Origin of the sequence: Limnobacter alexandrii (assembly GCF_005871185.1) — a bacterium.
GTDB classification, from domain to species: domain Bacteria; phylum Pseudomonadota; class Gammaproteobacteria; order Burkholderiales; family Burkholderiaceae_B; genus Limnobacter; species Limnobacter alexandrii.
On record NZ_SWKN01000014.1, the window covers coordinates 48,762 to 70,192 of the forward strand.

The following is a 21,431-nucleotide window of genomic DNA, read 5'->3' on the forward strand; positions in this document are numbered from 1 at the left end:
CAAAACCGTGAAAGTTCATAGTTTTGTCTAGTATAAATTACCTACAAATCTGCTTGCCGATCCGGAAGCTTAGCGCGAAAATGTTTACATTGAGTGCTGTAACAGTGCTCAACCTCATGTCTCCTCTTCTCCGCAAGCGAGAAAGGTTAAGCCGGCTTCCAAGGAAGTCGGCTTTTTTTTATTCTTTTTCAATGTGCCTTTCAATTAACTGCGCCAAAACCTCGGGCTGATCGTGGTGAACCATGTGCCCCGCGTTGTCCACAATCACCGATTCCCACTTTGGCACGCAATCAAAACGCGTACGGAATGCATCAAAATCCACTGGCTCGCCAGCCCGGCTTAACCACAACCCTGCCTCGGTTTGTTTGGCCTCAACATGCAATACTGGCGCAGCAATATGACTCCAACAGGCTTGGGCCTCGGCCAGGCGGTAACCGATCGGATTCATGATTTTGTGGGCGGCATCGCCCAGCAAACTGTAACCATCGTTTTCAACCCTGCTCCAGAATTGCGCCAGGTACATGGCTTTCTCGTCGCTCAATCGGTGGTTGGTTTTTTGCAAACGCTTGGCCACTGCTTCAAGGCTGTTGTAGGTGCGCAGTTCTTTGGGGGTTTTAATGTCGTCCAGCCAGTTGCCGTAACGCTTTGGGGCTTTTTCTGGAGGTGAATCGAGCATGCCAAAACCTTCAAGGTTCACCACGCTGCGAATGCGCTGAGGGCGAACACCCGCATACATCATGGCAATATTGCCCCCCATGCTGTGCCCCACCAGGTTCACAGGCTGTGTGGGCGAGAAATGATCCAGCAAGGCATCCAGGTCGGCCAGGTAATCTGGAAACCAGTAAGAACGGATACCGGGCGAACCATCTGCCACGGGCCAATCGCTCAAGCCAAATCCTCGCCAGTCGGGCGCCACCACCCGGTAATCCTTTTTCAAGGCATCCACCACAAACTGGTAGCTGGCGCCCACATCCATCCAGCCGTGCACCATCACCAGCAAAGGCGCATCTTCAGGGCCCCAGCAATGCAAATGGCTGCGCAAACCACGCAAGTCGACAAATCTTGATTCATGCTGCTTCAAAGGCTGATAAATATTCACTGCTTGCTCGCTTTTTTGGCCGATACATTGTCGGCCAAGGCTTGTTGAAAGGTGTTGAGAACGTGGGCGGGCATCGGCACCACTTTGCTGGCCGAGTAACTGAAAAATACAAAACCTGATTTCGCCAGGGCAATCAGGCGGCTGTCGGCAGCCCGTGTAATTCTGAAAATAATGTCGCAACCGTATTTGTTGAAGTCCATTAGCCCGACTTCAAACAGGAGTTGATCGCGCGCATGGGCCTCGCTTTTGTACATGGTGGCCAGGTCGGTCACGATGATGCCGGTTTTGTCCTCCGACAATTCGGGCACGCCCATGTGAAACAGAAACCGCGCCCGGGCCTCCGAAATCATGGAGATCATGGAGTCGTTGGCCAAATGGTTGCCCGCGTTGATGTCCGTGATCCGTACCGTCAGTGCAGTGGTGTAAAAGAAGTTGTCGTCCGGAAAGTCCAGTTGCAGGCGTGCCATGAAAATATTTGGTTTTGTTTGTGCTGATTGAAAGTGTATGCGATATGCCCCCCTGCTGAATTTGACCCTGCACTCTAAACGGGAAAGAAAAACTGTCGAATTCAAAAAATCAACTTATCATTCATCAAAACTTAATCAAAACAGGAGACAAGCATGCCCAAACTGGACGCCGCATTGATCGACGCGCTGGGAGAACCCATGCCCGAGCTTGAACAGCTAAGTGCCGCGAATCAAAAGAAACTGGCCACAGACCTGGCCGCTGCCCACCAAGCCCACGATGCATTTTTAAAAGAAAGCATGGACAACGCGCTGGAGCATATTCCCCGCCTGTTGCGCGGCACCGTCAAAAAAATTCTGGGACTGTAAATCATGGACAGAAACACCGAACTGCGCCGCCTGGCGCAAGCCCTGCACAAGTCTGCCGACGAGTTGGCCTACCTGGACAAACTCGATGCCCTGGCGTTGCAAAAACTGCGCACCAATTTTCAAAACAGCCTGCTGAACAAATTCGGCCCGGTGTTCGAAAAAATTGCCGGTGCCGGCAAACTGGCCCCCGACTCTATCAGTGCAACCTTGTGCACCAAGGTTTTTGGCCCGGCGATTACGGCCAATATGTCGTACTTCACCCCCATGAGCAAAGCGATCAGCCTGTGCAAATTGTTTGATGCTGACTTTATGGCCGAGGTTGCAAGGGAACAGATTCCCGAGCGTGCCGTGGACATGTTGTCTGACCTGCCTGTTGAGCAATTGAAGAAAGTGGCAGCCAAACTGGTTGAACATGGCGACTTCCATGTGCTGGGTGGTTTTACAGACTACATTCCCGAGAAGAAAGCCATTGAGATCATGGAAGTGATCAAGGACCCAGCCGCGAACCTGCATATTTCGTTTTATGCCCAGCGCAAAGACCGAATTGCGAAACTAGCCAATATGCTGAGCGATGAAAAACTGATTGAACTGATCGCCGTCGCTTTCACCGAGGAGAACCTGCTGGTTGAGGTGGGCTTGATCACAGCCGAAATGGATGAAAAGGCACAGGCTCGCATGGCCAAACTAACGGACAAGGTCAACAAGACTTACCGGGCCAAGGCCAAGGCCAAAGCTGAAGAAATGGGTTATGCGGATCGTTTGATTGCCTTTTTTCAGGCCTGACGCCGCACAAACTGACAACAATTGTAAACGGGGCAATTAAACCACCTTAATCACCCGATGCAAGCAAGTGCGGAAGGACTACTCTTGGCCCCAAACCAATGAGTTCCTCCCGCCATGGCCTCGCCTAAAACACCTGCCAGTAACCACGACCACCAGTCTTCACTGGGGCTCTTGCCATGGCTGATCGGTATCGCTTTGTCAGCCTGCCTTCTCAGTCTGGCCTTGTTCAATTCCATACAGGTTCAAAGCGAAACCCAGCGGGTGAAGGCAGAAGTTCGTTACACCCTGGACCACTATGCCAACACGCTTGAGAAAATTGTCGGCAAAGCCAGTGCCAGCCTTCATGCCATTGAGGTGTTTGTGCGACAAACACCCCGGCTGGACCAATCCAGTTTTGAGCAATTTTCTACCCTGCTTTCTGTCGATAACCCCGCCATTCGAAGCCTGCAATACGCCCCCGACGGCATACTGACATTCTTGACCAACCCGGCACTGAATCAAAGTGCAATTGGGATGAACCTTTACAAAGCGCCGCTCACTGCCCCTTTCCTCGAAGAAGCAGCGTTGACCGGAAAAACCATCATGGAAGGCCCCCGCGAACTGGTCCAAGGCGGCCATGCCTTGATTCTTCGCTATCCGGTTTTTCGGCAACGCAACCCGGACAACAATCGGGACCTCATGGGTTTCGCTGCCGTGTTGATCGACTTTGAACACCTTAAACAAAAAGTAATTGAACCCTTGGAACAACAAGGGCTGTTGGTCAGTGTTCAACAAAAAAGCCCAATGAACGCCAACTGGCAAAAAGTACATGGAGACCCCGCCACCACGCTGAGTGACCCGATTTCGTCCACCGTGTTTTTCCCCTACGGCGAATGGACCATTGAAGTGGCGCCCAAACAGGGGTGGAGCAAACCCATCGGATTACATCCCTACCTGGTGTTGTTGGCCGTGATTACCATGACCATGGTGGTCTGGATGTCCCTGTACGAATATCGTTCCCGAAGAGCCATGAAGGCCGCGTATGAGTCGGCAAAATCGGCAAACGAACTGAAAGACAAGCTGATTGCCAATGTGTCGCATGAAATTCGAACACCACTGACTTCGATCAACAGCATCGCGATTATGCTTGATGCCCCAGGCTACCCTGTCGAAATTCAGGAACTGGGCAGGGCCATCAAACAATCCAGCGAATCTGTGCATACGATTGTGAATGACCTGCTGGACCTGTCGAAAATACGTCAGGGATACTTTCGCCTCAACAACAATGATTTCCGAATCGATGATCTGATCGACAACACGGCAAACATGCTGCAACAGCAGTGGCTTCAAAAACCAGGCGTTGAACCTGTGTTGCTGGAACTTCCTGCAAGCCGGGCCACCTACCACGGCGACCGTGGCCGAATTGAACAAGTCATTCAGAATCTGATTTCAAATGCATTCAAGTTCACCCACTTCGGACGAGTCACCGTGCAAATCCGCGTCGTGGCGGAAAGCAGGGAACAAGATCAACTGATTGTTGTGGTTTCCGACACTGGCGTTGGCATTCCCGGGCACGACATTGAACGGATTTTCGATGCCTTCTATCAAGTCGACTCATCACTTCAAAAACGTTACAACGGCGCTGGGCTTGGTTTGGCCATTTGCAGGCAAATCATTGAAGTGATGGGAGGCACCATCCATGTGCGCAGTGAACCCAATATTGGAACCCAGTTTGAGTTTCGATTGCCGCTGCCGCATGGCAACCTGAGTCAGGGTCGAGCCAAACCGGTGGTCAATCCAGGTAGCCGGATTTTGCTGCAAATCGGTGAAACGCCGATGGAATCAAGGCTTGCCCAAACACTGGAACCCGATTGGCAAGTTCAGTTTATTCATCACAGTTCTACACAAGAAAAAATATTGCCTGTTCACAACAATGCGCGCATTTTGCTGGACATGCCCGGTCCATTCACTGCATCCAAAGCCGAGTGGCTGAGCCAGTTTCTCGACAGGCAAGCCAATTTGGGGCAAGACATGGTTTGGCTTGGTACCGAGTTGCCCGCAATCGCTGAACAACGCCAGATTCGCCTGTTGATGAAACCACTGACGCGAAGCCGCCTGGACCGGGCCTACAAACCGGCTGGCAAGCAAGAATCGCCCGTAGAACAAGATCAGCCTCAGCAAGCCCCACTTCGCCTGTTGCTGGCCGAAGACAACACCTTGAATGCCAAGGTGTTTAAAAAATTACTGGAAAACCGGGGGGTTGCGGTGAGCTGCGTGAACAACGGGGCAGATGCACTTGCGCTTTTAACCAGCGGTAACGCGCATTTCGATGCGGTGCTCATGGACTTGCAAATGCCCGTGATGGACGGGCTGGAGGCAACCAGGTTGATACGCAAGCGCGAGGAACTTCAGGGTTTGCTGGTGTACGCAGTCTCGGGACATGTCAGCAACAGCATGAGAAATGAATGCCTCAACATTGGTTTCACCAATTTCATTACAAAACCTTTTGATCCGGACTTGTTGATTGAAGACATTCAGGCCCGCCTACAAGAACACAGCCGTACCTACTAGCATGCGAGACATGGATCAAACATTTGCAAATTGGGCGTATGCCACCCTGGTGGGTATTTTGGGGGCAAGCCTCAGCATCGCGATGGGCGTGCACCTGCAAAAAAATGCACAGGCCACTGAAACACTCGCTTTTGAAAACTTGCTGGACCAGCGAACCGCTGAGCTGCAAGGAACCATCAACGAATACAAGTTGAACCTTCAAAACACCGCGAGCCTGATCACCGCGTTTGGACAAGACGAACTGACACCAGAACGATTCCGGAATTATGTGAACAGCCTGAATTTGAATGAGAACTTTCCTGGCGCTTTGGGGCTTGCGTTTGCAAGAAAGGTTCCGCTGGACAAAGAAGCTGAATTTCTTCGGGAAATGAAAATGAAGGGCCTGCGCGATTTCCAGATCCGCTTTATCAGCCCTTCTTCTCAAGACCGTTTTGTGATGCAGTACATTGAACCCATTGAGGACAACCACTCTGCACTGGGCCTGGACCTTGGCTCTGAAAACGTTCGGCGTGAAAACTGCCTCAGTGCCTTTTCCAGGGCGGGACTGGCTGTATCCAGGCCAATCACCATGATTCAAAATGCGCATGTTGGACGATTGGGTTTTACCATGCTGATGCCTGTGTTCAACAAAGCCGTGCCTTCAAGTGACCTGGGCGCGCGTTATGAAGAATTGGTGGGCTGGGTGTCATTTCCGATCTCGATCGACCGGTTGCTGAAAACATGGCTGGCGAAAGACCCAACACTGCAAGTCCGAATTTCGGTGCTGGAGGAAAAACACACGCCCGTGCTCTTCTTTGACAACGTCGAACCCAAGCACTTCTCGCTTTACCCCAACATCGCGGTCAGCCGGGATTTGCAGTTGGGCAACCGGCGCTGGCGTTTGGAGTACTGGCCCAGCAAGCCAGACAATCAATCGCCACTCAGCTCGGGGTATCTGGCATTGACCCTTTTGGGCATCGCCTTGAGTGGATTTGCGGCTTACCACGCCAAACGGATGTTGGATCGTCACGACGAGCTCAGATTGCACAAACAATTGGTCAACAATTCTTCCGAAGCCTTGATTGCTGAGGACACCCGGGGCCGCATCCTGGTGTGGAACCATGCGGCAGAGGAACTGTTTGGCCTGGATCGCGCCAGTGTTCTATACGACCAAGAACAAAACCTGACCGTGCCAGACGAATTGCTAAGCTCGGAAAAAAGACTGCATGAGCGAGCGGAACAAGGCGAAACACTCAAAAATATTCAAACACTTCGGATCAGCGACTCAGCCAAGCGCATACACCTTCGCATGAACCTGGCCCCCATCTACGGCCACAATCGCAGACTGGTGGGCTACACCAAATCATTCAGGGATGAAACCGATGCGCGAATGGTCTGGAAAGACATGCATGCCTTGGAGGAATTGATTGCCCATGCACCCGACGGTGTGATTACGCTGGACAGGTCTCGCAAAATAAAACTGGCCAATCCAGCCGCACTGGTATTGCTTCAAGGGGCCAATATCAAATCCACCCTGATTGGCCAGAGAATGACGGATCTGCTGGCCACAGACGTGCTGCCCGAATTTGAAAACGAGGTGTTAAATCCACTTTTCAAGAACAGCCGGGTTGAAGTTGTTTTTAACTGGCCCGTTCCAGGACACACCGAGCACATGCCCTTGTTCTTTCGGGGATTCGCGCTGAACTACCCGGACCTTGGAGAATCAATTTGGGCACTTCGTTTTGAAAAAACAAACAAAACGTACACGCCAAGTTACGATTAATTACCTTTAATAATCAGCATCTTAATAATTTAGAACAGTATCTCTAACAAATTTATTTGATTTTCAGTGAACAGTTGTGCACAATTAATTCCAAGCAGAACACACAAAGTGTCTGCCGGGTTAAAGCGAAAGCCCCAATTTCGCATCAAATGAAAAGGGATACCAAAATGAAAAACTTTATCGACTCAGTAGTTCGTACACCTGGCATGTTGTTCATGGCCATGATGACCACAGGCTTCACCATCAATGCAGGTGTGCAGTACATCAACGGCACCGGCTTCGAAGGCCCGAATTTGTTGGCTGCCGGTTGCCTGGTGGTTGGTCAGGTTGCCTTGGCGGTGGTTCACCAAATGCGCCGTTTCGGTCAAGACAACAAACTGACTTTGCAATAATGCGGTTGGTGAATACGCGGCAAGGGCTACAACTTCAACAAGCAGCCCTGCCGCCTTCGCCGAAAATTCCAGCAATGCCTCCCTCTCTCCAGCTGCACCTTCGCACTGTCACAATCCAGTCTTAAATCTGTCAAACGCAGGCAACACTGCCGCAACACACTGCTCGCATTGATCACTCATCAAAGCAAAGCACATGCGCGTTTCTATCATCGGTAGTGGATATGTAGGCTTGGTTACGGCCGCCTGTTTGGCTGAAGTGGGCAACAAAATTTTGTGTTGCGACATCGACGACGCCAAGATTGCCCAACTCAAAAACGGCCAAAGCCCGATTTACGAACCTGGTCTCGACGAATTGCTGGAACGAAACATTCGCGAGCAACGCCTGGACTTCACCACACGAATTGAAGACGCCGTGAACCACGCCGAGCTGATTTTCATTTGCGTGGGCACCCCACCCCGCGAGGACGGCAGTGCCGACCTGCGCCATGTATTGAAAGTGGCCCAGCAAATTGCCACCCACATGAATGGCTTCAAGGTGATCATCAATAAATCGACCGTGCCTGTGGGTACTGGCGAGCGTGTGGCCGACGAAGTGCGCTGCGTGCTGGTGCAGCGCAATGCCCTGCACGCATTCACGGTGGTGTCGAACCCGGAGTTTTTGAAAGAAGGCGCGGCCATTGACGACTTTCTGCGCCCCGACCGCATTGTGCTGGGCACCGACAACACCCCCGCGGGCCAGCGCGCACTGCGCATGATGAAGTCGCTGTATGCCCCCTTCCAGCGTCACCACGAGCGCCTGATGTGCATGGATGTGCGTTCAGCCGAGCTGACCAAGTACGCCGCCAACGCCATGCTGGCCACCCGAATCAGCTTCATGAATGAACTGGCCAACCTGGCCGAGAAAATTGGTGCCGACATTGAACAGGTGCGCGCGGGCATTGGCTCAGACCCACGCATCGGTTTCTCTTTCTTGTATGCCGGTTGCGGCTACGGTGGCTCGTGCTTTCCGAAAGACGTGCGCGCCCTGATTCAGACCGGCGAAGAAGCGGGCGAGAACCTGTCGATTTTGCGGGCGGTGAACCACAGCAATCAGCGTCAAAAACGTGTGCTGGTTGAAAAAATCATTCAGCATTTTGGTGAAGACCTGAGCAACATGACCTTTGCCATGTGGGGTCTTGCTTTCAAACCCGAGACCGACGACATGCGCGAGGCCAGCAGCCGCACCATTGCAGCCGAACTGGTGTTGCGTGGCGCCAAAGTGCAAGCCTTCGACCCGGTGGCCAATGAAACAGCCCGCCGCGCCATGGAAGAAGACCTGGCCACATTCAGGCAAGACGGCCCCTTGCTGGGCGAATTTGAAATCGCCAAAACCCAGGAAGAAACCCTGTTCAACGCCGACGCCCTGATTGTGTGTACCGAATGGCGCATGTTCAAAAGCCCCGACTTTTTGATGTTGAGCCGCACCCTGCGCCAAAAAGCAGTGTTTGACGGTCGAAATCTCTACGATCCCGCGCTGCTGGCCGATTACGGCCTGATTTATGAGGGAATCGGTCGACGAGCTGAACCCGCGGATCAGGGTATGCCCGTGGAGCAAATGCGCTTGGCGTCTTAAAATTTAACGCCTTTGCCTTTATCATTGCGCAAGAGACAAAACACACCATCATCCACCCAGGACGAGCGCAATGATCAAGGTAGCCATCAGCGGCACAGGGCTTTTCGTACCCAGCCAAACCATCACCAACGATGAATTGGTGGAGTCGTTCAACGCCTACGTGGCGAAATTCAATGAAGAGCATGCGGCTGAAATTGCCAGTGGCGAGCTTCAGCCCTTGCAGCCCTCCAACTCCGCTTTCATCGAAAGCGCCTCGGGTATCAAGCAACGCTATGTGATGGAAAAGGAAGGCATTCTGAATCCGGACCGCCTTCACCCCTACTTCAAAGAGCGTCCAAATTCCGAATTGTCGATGATGGCTGAAATAGCCGTGGACGCTGGCCGCAAAGCCATGGACGATGCAGGGCTTACCTCGGCCGACATTGATGCGGTCATTTGTTCAGCCTCAAACATGCAACGCGCCTACCCGGCCATGGCCATCGAAATTCAGGAAGCTTTGGGCATTGAAGGTTTCGGCTACGACATGAACGTGGCCTGTTCTTCCGCCACATTCGGCATTGAACAAGCTGTGAATGCAGTGCGCAGCGGCACTGCCCGCGCGGTGTTGATGGTGAACCCGGAAATTACTTCAGGCCACCAGGCTTGGCTGGACCGCGATTGCCACTTTATTTTTGGTGATGTGTGTACCGCAGTGATCGTGCAACGCCTGGAAGACGCCAAACCCGGCAGCTGGGAAGTACTGGGCACCAAGCTGGCCACCAAATTCTCGAACAACATTCGCAACAACTTTGGTTTCCTGAACCGTTCTGAAGACGCCGAAGCCGATTCACGCGACAAGCTGTTCATGCAGGAAGGCCGCAAGGTGTTCAAAGAAGTCTGCCCCATGGCCGCCGAGCACATGAGCACACATTTGCAAAGCCTGGGCTTGAGCTCGGCCACCGATGTACGCCGTTACTGGCTGCACCAAGCCAACCTGGCCATGAACCAGTTGATTGCCAAGAAATTGTTGGGCAGCAGCGAATTCACGGCTGACAAAGCCCCCGTAATTCTTGACGAGTTTGCCAACACCGCGTCTGCGGGTTCGGTGATTGCATTTCATCGCCACAAGAACGACCTCGGCAGTGGCGATGTGGGCGTGATCTGCTCGTTTGGCGCGGGTTATTCGATTGGCAGCGTGGTGGTTCGCAAGACCTGAACGCCGCATGCTGTGATGCGCATGTGCATGCTCGGCCAAGCTTCGGTGTGGGTGCCACATCACCTTGCTTTACGCCAGCCTTGTACGCGCCGCAAGTCACCTGCCTATTTGCCAAGCTTGCTCAGGCGCATGCCCTCTCTCGCCAGAAAACCTGATTTTCCCTTTTTGAGATTCACCCTGACTCACCTCGCTCGGCAAAAAGGCGGGCCGAGTCTCGGTGCCGGCCTTTGGCCGACCGTGGCGGGTGAATTCAAACGGGCAGGTTTTCTTGACCGGCGCTGCGAGGGCATTGCAGCCTGAGCGCGCCGGCTGCTTTGGTTCAGGTGAGGCTTGGGTGGCTGGACTGGCTGGCCGGCTTTGCAAGGCTTCCCGGCAGATTCGCAGCGAGGGGCGATCCGCAGGATCGATGCGAAGACGCTTAAGCGTTTCGCATGCCCCAAGCCAGAAGCATCAAGCCGGATCAGAAGCATTGCTTAGGCTAGCCGGTGCAGCCACCCGAGCAGCGCAACTCAAGCGCCGTAAGTCTTGTCCAAATACCGCAGAATATCGTTCGACTCGTACATCGCCACGCCCGTATTCGGGTCGATCAAATAAGGCACTTGCACCTTGCCGGTGTTCTCCGACAACCAAGCCCGGTTGCGGGTGGTGCCTTGTGGTGCCTTAAACAGCTTGTCCCGGAAAACAGGTGGGCCCATATCGGTCATCGCGCCCTTGGGGGTGTTCTTCAGCAAATACGGAATTTCCAGCTCGCACAAACGCGCGCGCACAGGCTTGGAATAAGGGCTGCTCTCGAAGCTGTAAAGCACCAAAGGCTCAACCGGCGCCTTGGACGGGCGGGCCTTCATACCCTGAAAACCACCAATTCGGTACTGAAAGGTACTGGCCAGCATCGATGAACCCACCGCCACTTTGCGGCCAAGGCCTTGCTGGCTTTTCAGCTTGCTCTCGTAAGTTTTAGCCAGGTAATCAATGATATCGGCTGATTCGTTCATGACCACGCCCGTGTTCTCATCCACCAGCATCGGAAATTTGGTGCCGGGCAACAACTTGCGTGCTTCCTCGCGAAAGCGCTTGCCACCTGCGGGGCAGGGCAAAATCATCACATCGAGGTCCATTTCACTTAGCGCTTCACGCACCAAACGGCAAAAGGGGCTGATCTCGATGTCGTACAGCTTCAATGTTTTTTCTGGCGTTTTGCGGGCTCGGGCTGTAATGCCAGTGCCGCGCCAGCCGCGGGCTGTGCCGGCCAGCATGTTGATGATTGCGTCGATGTTGGTGTTCATGGGGTGCCTCTGTCCTGGAATTATTCGAAATTTGTCGTTATTTTGTGCGCGAACGTGTCCGCAGTGTAGACGAAACCCCCTAGCCCACCGCATTGCTTGTTACTATTTTTTCAAACACACCTGCACCGGAGAAGAACTTGAAAAAACTGCTGTTGATCAACGGCCCCAATCTGAACCTGTTGGGCACGCGCGAGCCCGGTATTTATGGACACATGACTTTGGCTGACATTGAGAAAGCCTTGAAGAACATTGCCTTCACCGACGGCTTCGAACTGATGACCTTTCAAAGCAACCACGAAGGCGCTTTGATTGACCGTGTTCACAAAGCCAAAACCGAAGACATTGCCGGCATTGTGATCAACCCGGCGGGTTACACACACACCAGCGTGGCCCTGCGCGATGCCTTGGCAGGCGTTGCCATTCCGTTCATTGAAGTGCACCTGTCCAACATCTACAAACGTGAAAGCTTTCGCCACAACAGCTATTTCTCAGACTTGGCTGAAGGCGTGATTTGCGGCCTTGGCTGGCAGGGTTATGTGTACGCCTTGCGGCAACTCGCGTCCAAGTAGGTGAATGGGGTGCATGGTGATAATCAGTTCATTTTTGTAAAGATCAGTTAACAGCTGAACAAACAGCCCCAGATTGTGGTCTGATGGGCACTCAACAAGAAAAACGACACCATGACGCACCACCTTAAACCCCTGCTGCCCCTTGCTTTGGCAATTGTGCTGGGCGCCTGCGCCACTGTTGAGTCAGAAAAACCCGAAATCGATGCCCGGTTTGCGGATGCCACGTTCAAACCCTTGGTCAGCCCAAGTGCCGTGCAAGCCCCCGCAGACTGGTGGACTGGTTTTTCCAGCGAACAACTCAACACCCTGATGCAACAGGCGCAAGCCGACAATCTGAGCATGGAGGCCACTGCCGCCAGGCTTCGCGCTGCCCAAGCCAGCCTGGACGCAGCGCAGGCCAGCTTTTTTCCCTCGCTTACCCTAAACGCTGGTCGGCAAGAAAATACGGTGAAAGGCACCAGCATTCAAGGGCAGGCCACCAACAACCGCGGCTTGTTTACCTCGGCCTCGTTTGTGGCCAGTTATGAGATCGATTTGTGGTCGAGGGTTCGCAACACGGCCCAGGCTGCTGAACTGCAGCTGCAAGCCACCCGCTATGAACTGGATGCCGCAAGAATCAGCATTGCCGGCCAACTGGCCACCACCTGGGCACAATGGGTGGCGGCTGACCAAACAGTGCGGCTGTTCGAGCAAGAACTGGAAAGTTTTCAGACCAACCTGAAGCTGGTCGAACTGCGATTCCGCCAGGGAGGCGCAGTGGCCTCCGATGTATTGCAACAAAGGCAACTGGTTGAATCCGCTCAGGGCAACCTGGCTCAAGCACGGTCCAATCGCGATGTGTTGCTGAACAGCCTGGCATTGTTGGTGGGGCAGCCTCCGAATAAAATCGGTATGAACAGCGAGAACCTTCCCAGCCTGCCACCATTGCCAGCAACCGGCTTTCCCGCTGAACTCCTGAACCGCCGCCCCGATGTGCAACAGGCTTGGTCGTTGGTGTTGTCCACCGATCGAAGTGTGGCTGCCGCCATTGCAAACCGGTTTCCACAACTCAGCCTGCGTGCCAGTTTCAGTGATCAAACCAACGACTCCGATTTGCTGTTCGACAATTGGGTACGCAACCTGAGCGTGAATTTGGTGGCCCCTTTGTTTGACGGTGGCGCACGCTCCGCAGAGGTGGAGCGCCAACGCGCCCTGCTGGATCAAGCTGTGGCGCAATATCAGGATGCCGCCATCAATGCGCTGGCCGATGTCGACAACGCGCTCATTCAGGAAACCCGCCAACGCGAGGCCGTGGAAAGTTTTCAGCGCCAACTTGAGCTGGCTGAACTCAGCCTGAAACGCCTGTTTGCAGGCTACCGCAACGGCTCAGTCGATTACCTCGCCATTCTGGATGCACAACAAAGCACAAGCCAGTTAAGGCGTAACCTGGTGAATGCACAACAACAACTGGTGGGCTTTCGGATTGCTCTATACAGGGCGCTGTCCGGCAGCATTCCACAACCTACAGCAGCAGAGCAGTCATGAGCGATCAACCTTTTTTCAAACGCAAGTGGGTACAAATTGGCCTGGCCGTGGGCGTGGTCACCCTGGGTGTCATTGGCTCTGAAGTGTTGGTGGCCACCGCCCCCACGGCCAGCCGAAAACCACCCGAGAAAACTGCGCGGCTGGTAACCACCGAACCCGTCAAAGCGGGTGACTATTCCGTCAGCCTGCTTGGCTACGGTGTGGTTGAACCTGAACAACAAATTACCTTGCAAGCGCGGGTCAGTGGCACCGTGCAAAGCATTGGCGCGAAGTTTGTGCCGGGTGCCTCGTTCAAAAAAGGCGATGTGCTGGTGCAACTGGACAACACCGACTACCGCATTGAATTGCAGACTGCACAAGCTGCACTGGCGCAAGCGCAATCCACGCTCACCTCGGAATTGGGTAACCAGGTCGTGGCCCAATCCGATTTTGAATTGCTTGGCTTGAATGTGGATGAACGCGAACGTGCACTGATTTTGCGCAAGCCCCAACTGGAGGCTGCAAAGGCCTCTGTGCAATCGGCGCAAGCAGGTGTTGAGCGCGCCAAAGTGAACCTGGAACGCACCGTGTTGCGGGCGCCCTTCGATGGCGTCGTGGTAAGCCGTGAAGCAAGCGTGGGCGCGCAAGTCAGTGCCACCACCGCGCTTGGTGTACTGGCCAGCAGCGAAGCTTACTGGATCAATGTGGCTGTGCCGCAGGCTGATTTGAAATGGATCAAGTTTCCGGAAGGCAAACAGACTGGCTCGACAGTGTGCGTGAGCGATGCAAGCAGCAGCGAAGAAGGCTGCCACAAAGGCACAGTACTCAATCTGCAAACCAGTGTTCAAGACAACGGCAGGCAGGCCCAGGTGTTAGTAGAAGTACCCCGAAACAACAACAAAAACCTGCAACCCTTGTTGTTGGCCCAGTATGTGAAAGTTCGGTTCAACGGCATTGAGTTGAACAATGTATTCAAGCTGGCGCCCTCCTCGGTGCACAACAACGCAGTGTGGGTAAACGACGGCGGCGAACTCGATATTCGACCAGTCAATATAGCTTTCCGCTCGGCCGAATATGTGCTGATTGATCGCGGTTTGAACAATGGCGAGAACATCGTGACCTCCAACCTGGGCTCACCTGTGAATCGCATGGCGATCAGAACCAATGAGCCGGCCAATGATGGTGACACACCTACACCTGAGGCGGTGAAACCATGAATGCGGCTAGTCGACGCCGGGTAGACCGTTCAGGCCCCTTGGCCTGGATGACCAAAAACACCGTGGCTGCCAACATTTTGATGTGGGTGTGCCTGATCGGCGGCGTGTTCGGTTTCATGAACATGACCAAGGAAGTGTTCCCGGAATTCGAGCTGGACCTGGTGACCATCTCCGTGGCCTACCCCGGGGCCAGCCCCGAAGATGTGGAACAGGGCATTGTTCTGGCCATTGAGGAAGCAATTTCCGGTGTTGAAGGCATTGTTGAAGTCAATTCCACCGCCAATGAAGGTGCAGCCAGTGTGCTGGTCGAGATCGACGAGTCCGAAGATGCACAGGCCATTTACGACCGAATCAAACAAGAAGTGGATCGCATCACCACCTTCCCCGGTGACGCCGAAGTACCCAATGTGTCGCTGACTGCGCGCAAACGTGGCGTGGTGACGCTGGTGGTGCACGGTGACTCCGACGAGTTGTCCTTGCGCAACCTGGCCGAAGAAGTGCGTGACGGTCTGCTTCAAAACCCCGGCATTACACAGGTTGACCTGACTGAAACCCGTGAACAGGAAATTCATGTGGAGGTGCCCGAAGCCCGGCTCAATGCCTACGGCTTGACCTTGCAAGGCATTGCCGACAACATTCGCGCCAATGTGATCGAGGTGTCTGGCGGCAGCATTTCTACGCAAAGCGGTGAAATTTTATTGCGTGTTTCCGAGAGGCGTGACTTTGCCAATGAATTTGCAGCGCTGCCCATTGTGTCGCCTGTCGGTGGTACACCCTTAAAGCTGGGTGACATTGCAACAGTGCGTGATGGTTTTCAGGATGTGGACAAATACGCCACCTTCAATGGTAAACCATCGATTGAAATTTCAGTGTCACGCATTGGTGAACAAACGCCCATTGGAATTTCCGAGGCCACGCAGGAAGCACTGGAACGCATTCGCCCTCTGATGCCTGAGGGCATTGAAATTTCAGTGGTCAGCGACCGCTCCGACACCTACAAGCAGCGACAAGACCTGTTGGCCAAAAACGCAGTAATGGGTTTGATACTCGTGATGGTGCTGCTCACCATTTTCCTGGACTGGAAGCTGGCCTTCTGGGTGACGATGGGAATTCCAATCTCATTCCTGGGTGCCATGTTGCTGTTGCCACTGTTCGGTGTCACCTTCAACATGATTTCCATGTTCGCCTTCATCATTGCACTGGGCATTGTCGTGGACGATGCGATTGTTGCGGGCGAGAACATTTACGAGTATCGACAACAAGGCCTGAGTCTGCTGGATGCCTCAATCCAGGGTGCTCGCGACGTGGCCGTGCCGGTCACTTTCAGTATTCTGACCAATATTGCGGCCTTTGCACCCTTGCTGTTTGTGCCCGGTTTCCTGGGCAAAATATGGGGCGTCATTCCTCTGGTGGTGTGCACGGTGTTCGTGGTGTCGCTGATGGAAGCGATTTTCATTTTGCCCGCCCACCTGGCGTACAGCAAAGAAGGCAAAGGAAAATTCCACAACTGGCAGCAACGGTTTTCCAAAGGCTTCAGCCAGTTCATCGAACTGCGCTACACGCCAATTGTTCAAAAGTGTGTGGAATATCGCTACCTGTCCATGGGTGTGGGCATTGCGCTCATGGTGCTGGTGATCAGTTGGCCCGTCAGTGGTCGCATGGGCTTTGAGCTGTTTCCGCAAGTGGAATCGGACCAATCTGAAGTTCGCGCCCAGTTGCCCCTGGGAAGTACCAATGAGCAAGTGAACCTGGTGCGCGATCGAATTGTGGCCAGTGCCCTGAAAACTGTTGAAGCCACTGGCGGCGAACAACAAAGCACCGGCATTTACGCCAGTGTGAATGAAAACAACATCACCGTGCGAACTTACCTGACTCCACCGGGTGTGCGCCCCGTACCCACAGCGGAATTCACCGACCAGTGGCGACTGGATGTGGGCAATATTCCGGGGGTGGAAACCATTCGCTTTGCCGCCGATTCAGGTGGCCCTGGCAGTGGCCCCGCATTCACTGTGCAGTTAAGCCACCGCAATGTAGACACCTTGCGTCGAGCCAGCGAGGCTTTGGCCAGGGAGCTGGCCAATTACCCCATGGTGTCTGAAATTGACGATGGTTTTCAAAATGGCAAAGAACAATTCAGCTTCACCTTGAAAGAAGAGGCACGGCGCTTGGGGCTGACTTCGAACGACATTGGCCGCCAGGTGCGCGCTGCATTTTTTGGCTCGGAAGCCTTGCGCCAGCAGCGTGGTCGCAATGAAGTCAAGGTGCTGGTGATGCGCCCTGAAATCGAGCGATCTGCGCAAACCGATGTGCGCGACCTGTTGATCCGCACACCGCAAGGCACACTGGTACCACTGCATTCGCTGGTTGAATTTGATGACACCCGCGCGGTAGCCAACATCACGCGACGTGACGGACGGCGAACCATTTCTGTGACTGCCAACGTAAACCCCCGCAACCAGGCACAGCAGGTACAAAACGCCACCGTGCAGGAATTGATGCCCAAGTTGATGGCGGACTATCCCGGCTTGAGTTACAGCTTTGCTGGTCGCCAGCAAGACTTCTCGGAAGCCTTGAGTGGCCTGGGCAAAGGTTTTCTGGTGGCTCTGTTGATCATCTACGTGTTGCTCGCAATTCCATTCAAGAGTTATTTGCAGCCCTTCGTGGTCATGCTGGCCATTCCCTTTGGTATTTTCGGTGCCATCGTGGGGCACTTGATGATGGGCTACAGCATCAGCATTGTGTCGATGATGGGTATCCTCGCGCTGGCTGGCGTGGTGGTCAATGATTCGCTGGTGATGGTAGACCATGCCAACGAAAAGGTGCGTGAAGGCATGACACCGTTTGATGCCATCTGTACCTCGGGGGTGCGGCGCTTCAGGCCCATCATGCTGACCACCATTTCAACCTTTGGCGGATTGGCGCCCATGATTTTCGAAACCTCTCGCCAGGCGAAATTCATGATCCCCATGGCCATTTCACTGGGCTACGGTATTTTGTTTGCCACTGCCATTACACTGTTGTTGGTGCCCTGCCTGTATTTGATGATTGATGACATTCGCCGCTTGCTGGGCACCAGTCCGGGCCAGGAGCCCAAAGAAATTGACTTGACCAAACTGGAAGAAACCAGCGCCACATGAACTCTGCTTCAGACAACACTGAATTTTTAACCACCAAGGAAGTGGCTGAATTGTTGCGCATCAAGGAACGCAAACTTTACGACCTGGTGAGCGCGCAAGAAATACCCTGCGTGAAAGCCACTGGCAAACTGTTGTTTCCAAAAGCTGAACTCATGCACTGGATACGCACTGGCGAATTGAATGCCGGTAACAGCGCTACAAACGTGCGGCCCAATGTGGTGGCAGGCAGCCATGATCCACTGCTGGAATGGGCCATCCGCGAATCGGGTTGCGGCCTCGCCATGCAATTTGACGGCAGCCTGAGCGGGCTTGATGTGTTCGAGAACAATGGCGCTGTGGCCACTGGCCTGCATGTACCCAACCCGAATGCACCTGTCTGGAATATTCATGCCGTGCAAACCCGGTTTGCAAAAAACAATGTAGTGCTGCTTCGCTGGGCTATACGTGAACAGGGGTTGATTGTGGCCAAAGGCAATCCGAAAAAGATTTCGGATGTGTCCAATCTTGCAGCATTGAAAGTGGCAACACGACAGGCAGGTGCGGGCGGAATGATTCTGTTTGAACAATTGCTGCGCGAGAAGAATTTGAATTTGGCACAATTGAATGTCGCCGAAAACTGCCGAACCGAGAACGACACCATTGCTGCTGTGGCCAGCGGAAAAGCCGATGCAGCACCCGGCTTGAAAGCCTTGGCCCTGCAGTTTGGTCTTGGCTTTGTTCCAACGCGGCAAGAAAACTTTGATTTGATGGTGTGCAGAAAAGCCTGGTTTGAACCGCCCTTTCAAACGCTGATTCAATTCACCGCAAGCGATGCATTCCGGAAAAAAGCACAGGCATTTGAAGGCTACGACACCACGGCGCTGGGCACCGTGATTTGGAACGCCTAAGGCCTATTTAGGGGCGTTGGGAAAGAACAGGGATTGACCGTTTTTTTTGAACGCCGCAATGGTAGTCTGCCCCTTCGGTGACACCAGCCAGTTGACGAATGCATTGCCCAACTCGCTTTTCACATTGGGGCATTTGGCAGGGTTCACCGCGATTACACCGTATTGATTGAACAAGGTAGGGTCTCCTTCTACAAGCACTTTGAAGTTCCCTTTGTTGCCAAAGGCAATCCAGCTGGCACGGTCGGCCAACACATAAGCGCCCATGCCAACACCAGTATTCAGGGTAGCCCCCATGCCCGAACCGGTTTCGCGATACCACTTGCCACTGACTGCTTTCACATCCACGTTGGCAGCCTTCCACAACTCCAGTTCTTTCTTGTAGGTTCCACTGTCGTCACCGCGTGAAGCAAACAAGGCCTGTTTGTCAGCGATGGCTTTGAACGATTTCACAACCTCCTTGCTGCCCGCCACGCCTGCTGGGTCATTGCCGGGGCCCACCACCACAAAGTCGTTGTACATCACGTCGATGCGCTTAAGGCCGAAGCCCTCGGCTACAAACTTTTCTTCAGCCGCCTTGGCATGCACCAGTACCACATCGCCATCGCAATTCTGTGCATTCTTCAAAGCCTGCCCGGTGCCCACCGCCACCACGCGCACCTCAATACCCGTGTCGGCTTTGAACACAGGCAACAAGTGATCGAACAGCCCTGAATTTTGAGTGGAGGTGGTGGATTGAACAAGAATGAACTTGTCGGCCGCATGCGCCTGTGCAAACAGGCAAGCACCAAGCACTGCAAACAACGCTTTGCCCAGTTTCTTGTTCCTCATCTTTGTCCCCTTGTTTAAATTAGTAACTCGCCAGCAAGGTAAGCCTTGGCCTCCCGGCTGGCGGGGTTTGTCAAAAATTCATCTGCTTGTTGGGTGGCCTGCACTTGGCCCTTGTGAACAAATACAATTTCGTCTGCCAGCCGAGCAGCCTGCCCTTGATCGTGCGTCACTACAATCACCTTCACGCCACACTGGCTTGCACGCAGCACGATGTTTTCAATCAAGGCCGTGGCTTGGGGATCAAGGCTGGCACTGGGCTCGTCCAGAATCAGCAAACCAGGCTTTGCAGCCAATGCACGCAACAGAGTAAGGCGCTGCTGTTCACCACCCGACAGTTTTCGGGCAGGCGATTTTGCAAGGTGCTGCATGCCACCCAGTTCAAGCAGTGCATCTGCGCGCAAATGGCGCTCGCATCGATCAATTCCCGCAATGGCCAGTGCATGCAACAAGTTGTCTTCCACACTGCGGCGCAGCAGCACTGGGCGTTGAAATACAAAACCGATTTGGTCGCGGGGTGTTTGACTTAATCCACTGAAGTGCACACAACCCTGGCTTGGCTCGATCAGGCCTGCGAGCAATCGCAGAATCAGGCTTTTGCCCGCACCATTGGGGCCCATGATCGCGGTGATGCCTTGCAGGCCAATCTCCAGGTTTAAATGACTGAAAATAAGGTGCTTGCCAAATGAAAGGTGCACCCCTTCAAACTGGATTGGCAAATGCGCTGAAAACGGTTTTGCCGGGGCCAACAAAGCAAGGTCGCTGTTCATCTTAAGCATAGGCCCTTTTCTGAGCGCTGTTTTTCAGCAAGAAAAGCCCGGCATTGATCAGGATGGACAGCGCAATCAAAATAATGCCCAAGCCCAACGCCAGTGCCAGTTCGCCTTTCGAGGTTTCCAGCGCAATCGTGGTGGTCATCACCCGCGTTACATTCGCAATATTGCCCCCCACAATAATTACGGCACCCACTTCGGCCAGCGCACGGCCCAGGCCAGCCAGCGCACTGGTCAGCAAGGAATAGCGAGCATCAACAATCAGGGTACAAATGGTTTGAATTCGGCTTGCGTTCATGGCGCGCAACATTTCGTCGTATTCGCCGTACAGGTCTTCAATCACCTGCCGCGCCAGCGCCGCCACAATTGGGGTTACCAACACCACCTGCGCAATCACCATGGCCGTGGGGGTGTAAAGCAATTGGAGAAACCCCAAAGGCCCTGCGGCTGATAAAAACAGGTAAATGACCAAACCCACCACCACTGGTGGCAAACCCATGAGGGAATTCAGAAACACCACCAGCACCATCCGCCCCGGAAACCGGCCAATGGCCAATGCGGCACCGATTGGGAAACCAAGCAGGCAGGCAATGGAAACGGCTGTGAATGTGACTTGAAGCGACAAGGCAATGATGTCGATCAATGTGGGGTCAGCTTGCCCGATCAGGGTAAAGGCTTGTACAAAGGCTTGAGAGAAATCTTGCATTAGCATGCATTTTTTACGGAATAAATGCAGTGTAATGCCAAAATGCGCGTGATGTCATTGGTACAAACACCAGCGGGGAGAAAAAAGGCAGAGGACGAATGGTCCGAATCCGGGAATGTCCCCTGCCGAAACCAGCTGACCCGATGCTAGTCAGATCAGCCAGTGCTTGGTCAATTCAGGATTACTGCAACAGGCTCAGAACGTTGTTGGGCAACTGGTTGGCCTGGGCCAGCATGGCGGTGCCAGCCTGCTGCAAAATCTGTGAGCGGGTCAGTGCTGCCGTTTCCTTGGCGAAGTCTGCGTCC

General features: G+C 53.7%; 19 protein-coding genes. 12 read left to right on the forward strand and 7 right to left on the reverse strand.

Features of this window, described 5'->3' with window-relative positions:
- Positions 1 to 178 precede the first annotated feature (178 nt).
- Entirely contained in the window at positions 179 to 1,099 is a 921-nt protein-coding gene (locus FCS97_RS16400) for an alpha/beta fold hydrolase (protein WP_171035357.1), read from the reverse strand.
- On the reverse strand, positions 1,096 to 1,566 hold the full coding sequence (locus tag FCS97_RS16405; RefSeq protein ID WP_138519510.1) for a thioesterase family protein: 471 nt from the start codon (positions 1,564 to 1,566) through the stop codon (positions 1,096 to 1,098). Before FCS97_RS16405 ends, FCS97_RS16400 begins: the two co-directional genes overlap by 4 nt.
- A gap of 153 nt (positions 1,567 to 1,719) precedes the next feature.
- Between FCS97_RS16405 and FCS97_RS16410 the strand changes: the two genes are divergently transcribed.
- From FCS97_RS16410 to FCS97_RS16440, 7 genes are all read left to right on the forward strand, one after another.
- A complete protein-coding gene (locus FCS97_RS16410) occupies positions 1,720 to 1,932 on the forward strand; it encodes a hypothetical protein (protein ID WP_138519511.1) in 213 nt (70 codons plus the stop codon).
- Positions 1,933 to 1,935: 3 nt separating this feature from the next.
- Positions 1,936 to 2,715, forward strand: coding sequence for a hypothetical protein (locus tag FCS97_RS16415; RefSeq protein WP_138519512.1), 780 nt, complete (start codon positions 1,936 to 1,938; stop codon positions 2,713 to 2,715).
- Between the two features lie 114 nt (positions 2,716 to 2,829).
- Complete coding sequence (locus FCS97_RS16420) at positions 2,830 to 5,265, forward strand: ATP-binding protein (RefSeq protein WP_138519513.1); 2,436 nt, start codon at positions 2,830 to 2,832, stop codon at positions 5,263 to 5,265.
- A gap of 10 nt (positions 5,266 to 5,275) precedes the next feature.
- The gene (locus FCS97_RS16425; RefSeq protein WP_171035358.1) at positions 5,276 to 7,027 is read left to right on the forward strand and encodes a CHASE domain-containing protein; all 1,752 of its coding nucleotides are present in this window, start codon (positions 5,276 to 5,278) and stop codon (positions 7,025 to 7,027) included.
- Between the two features lie 167 nt (positions 7,028 to 7,194).
- Entirely contained in the window at positions 7,195 to 7,419 is a 225-nt protein-coding gene (locus tag FCS97_RS16430) for a hypothetical protein (RefSeq protein ID WP_138519515.1), read from the forward strand.
- Positions 7,420 to 7,612: 193 nt separating this feature from the next.
- Positions 7,613 to 9,031 (forward strand): UDP-glucose dehydrogenase family protein, encoded by a 1,419-nt coding sequence (locus tag FCS97_RS16435; RefSeq protein WP_138519516.1) that lies wholly within the window; start codon positions 7,613 to 7,615, stop codon positions 9,029 to 9,031.
- Positions 9,032 to 9,101: 70 nt separating this feature from the next.
- Positions 9,102 to 10,226, forward strand: coding sequence for a beta-ketoacyl-ACP synthase III (locus FCS97_RS16440; RefSeq protein ID WP_138519517.1), 1,125 nt, complete (start codon positions 9,102 to 9,104; stop codon positions 10,224 to 10,226).
- Between the two features lie 509 nt (positions 10,227 to 10,735).
- Here the strand turns inward: FCS97_RS16440 and FCS97_RS16445 are convergent.
- Entirely contained in the window at positions 10,736 to 11,509 is a 774-nt protein-coding gene (locus FCS97_RS16445) for a glutathione S-transferase N-terminal domain-containing protein (RefSeq protein ID WP_138519518.1), read from the reverse strand.
- Between the two features lie 137 nt (positions 11,510 to 11,646).
- Between FCS97_RS16445 and aroQ the strand changes: the two genes are divergently transcribed.
- The 5 genes from aroQ (at position 11,647) to FCS97_RS16470 (ending at position 18,822) form a co-directional block, all read left to right on the forward strand.
- On the forward strand, positions 11,647 to 12,078 hold the full coding sequence (gene aroQ / locus FCS97_RS16450; RefSeq protein WP_008253035.1) for a type II 3-dehydroquinate dehydratase: 432 nt from the start codon (positions 11,647 to 11,649) through the stop codon (positions 12,076 to 12,078).
- Positions 12,079 to 12,189: 111 nt separating this feature from the next.
- Positions 12,190 to 13,602, forward strand: a complete 1,413-nt coding sequence (locus FCS97_RS16455) for an efflux transporter outer membrane subunit (protein ID WP_138519519.1) — start codon at positions 12,190 to 12,192, stop codon at positions 13,600 to 13,602.
- Positions 13,599 to 14,798, forward strand: a complete 1,200-nt coding sequence (locus FCS97_RS16460; RefSeq protein ID WP_138519520.1) for an efflux RND transporter periplasmic adaptor subunit — start codon at positions 13,599 to 13,601, stop codon at positions 14,796 to 14,798. Before FCS97_RS16455 ends, FCS97_RS16460 begins: the two co-directional genes overlap by 4 nt.
- On the forward strand, positions 14,795 to 17,935 hold the full coding sequence (locus FCS97_RS16465; RefSeq protein ID WP_138519521.1) for an efflux RND transporter permease subunit: 3,141 nt from the start codon (positions 14,795 to 14,797) through the stop codon (positions 17,933 to 17,935). The genes FCS97_RS16460 and FCS97_RS16465 overlap by 4 nt, the downstream gene beginning before the upstream one ends.
- Positions 17,932 to 18,822, forward strand: a complete 891-nt coding sequence (locus tag FCS97_RS16470; protein ID WP_138519522.1) for a helix-turn-helix transcriptional regulator — start codon at positions 17,932 to 17,934, stop codon at positions 18,820 to 18,822. Before FCS97_RS16465 ends, FCS97_RS16470 begins: the two co-directional genes overlap by 4 nt.
- 3 nt (positions 18,823 to 18,825) lie before the next feature.
- Here FCS97_RS16470 and FCS97_RS16475 read toward each other — a convergent pair whose 3' ends face one another.
- The 4 genes from FCS97_RS16475 to FCS97_RS16490 form a co-directional block, all read right to left on the reverse strand.
- The gene (locus FCS97_RS16475; RefSeq protein WP_138519523.1) at positions 18,826 to 19,650 is read right to left on the reverse strand and encodes an ABC transporter substrate-binding protein; all 825 of its coding nucleotides are present in this window, start codon (positions 19,648 to 19,650) and stop codon (positions 18,826 to 18,828) included.
- Positions 19,651 to 19,664: 14 nt separating this feature from the next.
- Positions 19,665 to 20,426, reverse strand: a complete 762-nt coding sequence (locus FCS97_RS16480) for an ATP-binding cassette domain-containing protein (RefSeq protein ID WP_138519524.1) — start codon at positions 20,424 to 20,426, stop codon at positions 19,665 to 19,667.
- Positions 20,419 to 21,126 (reverse strand): ABC transporter permease, encoded by a 708-nt coding sequence (locus tag FCS97_RS16485; protein WP_138519525.1) that lies wholly within the window; start codon positions 21,124 to 21,126, stop codon positions 20,419 to 20,421. Before FCS97_RS16485 ends, FCS97_RS16480 begins: the two co-directional genes overlap by 8 nt.
- Before the next feature lie 181 nt (positions 21,127 to 21,307).
- Positions 21,308 to 21,431: flagellin (locus tag FCS97_RS16490; protein WP_281283843.1), on the reverse strand; the 124-nt coding region annotated here is incomplete at its 5' end.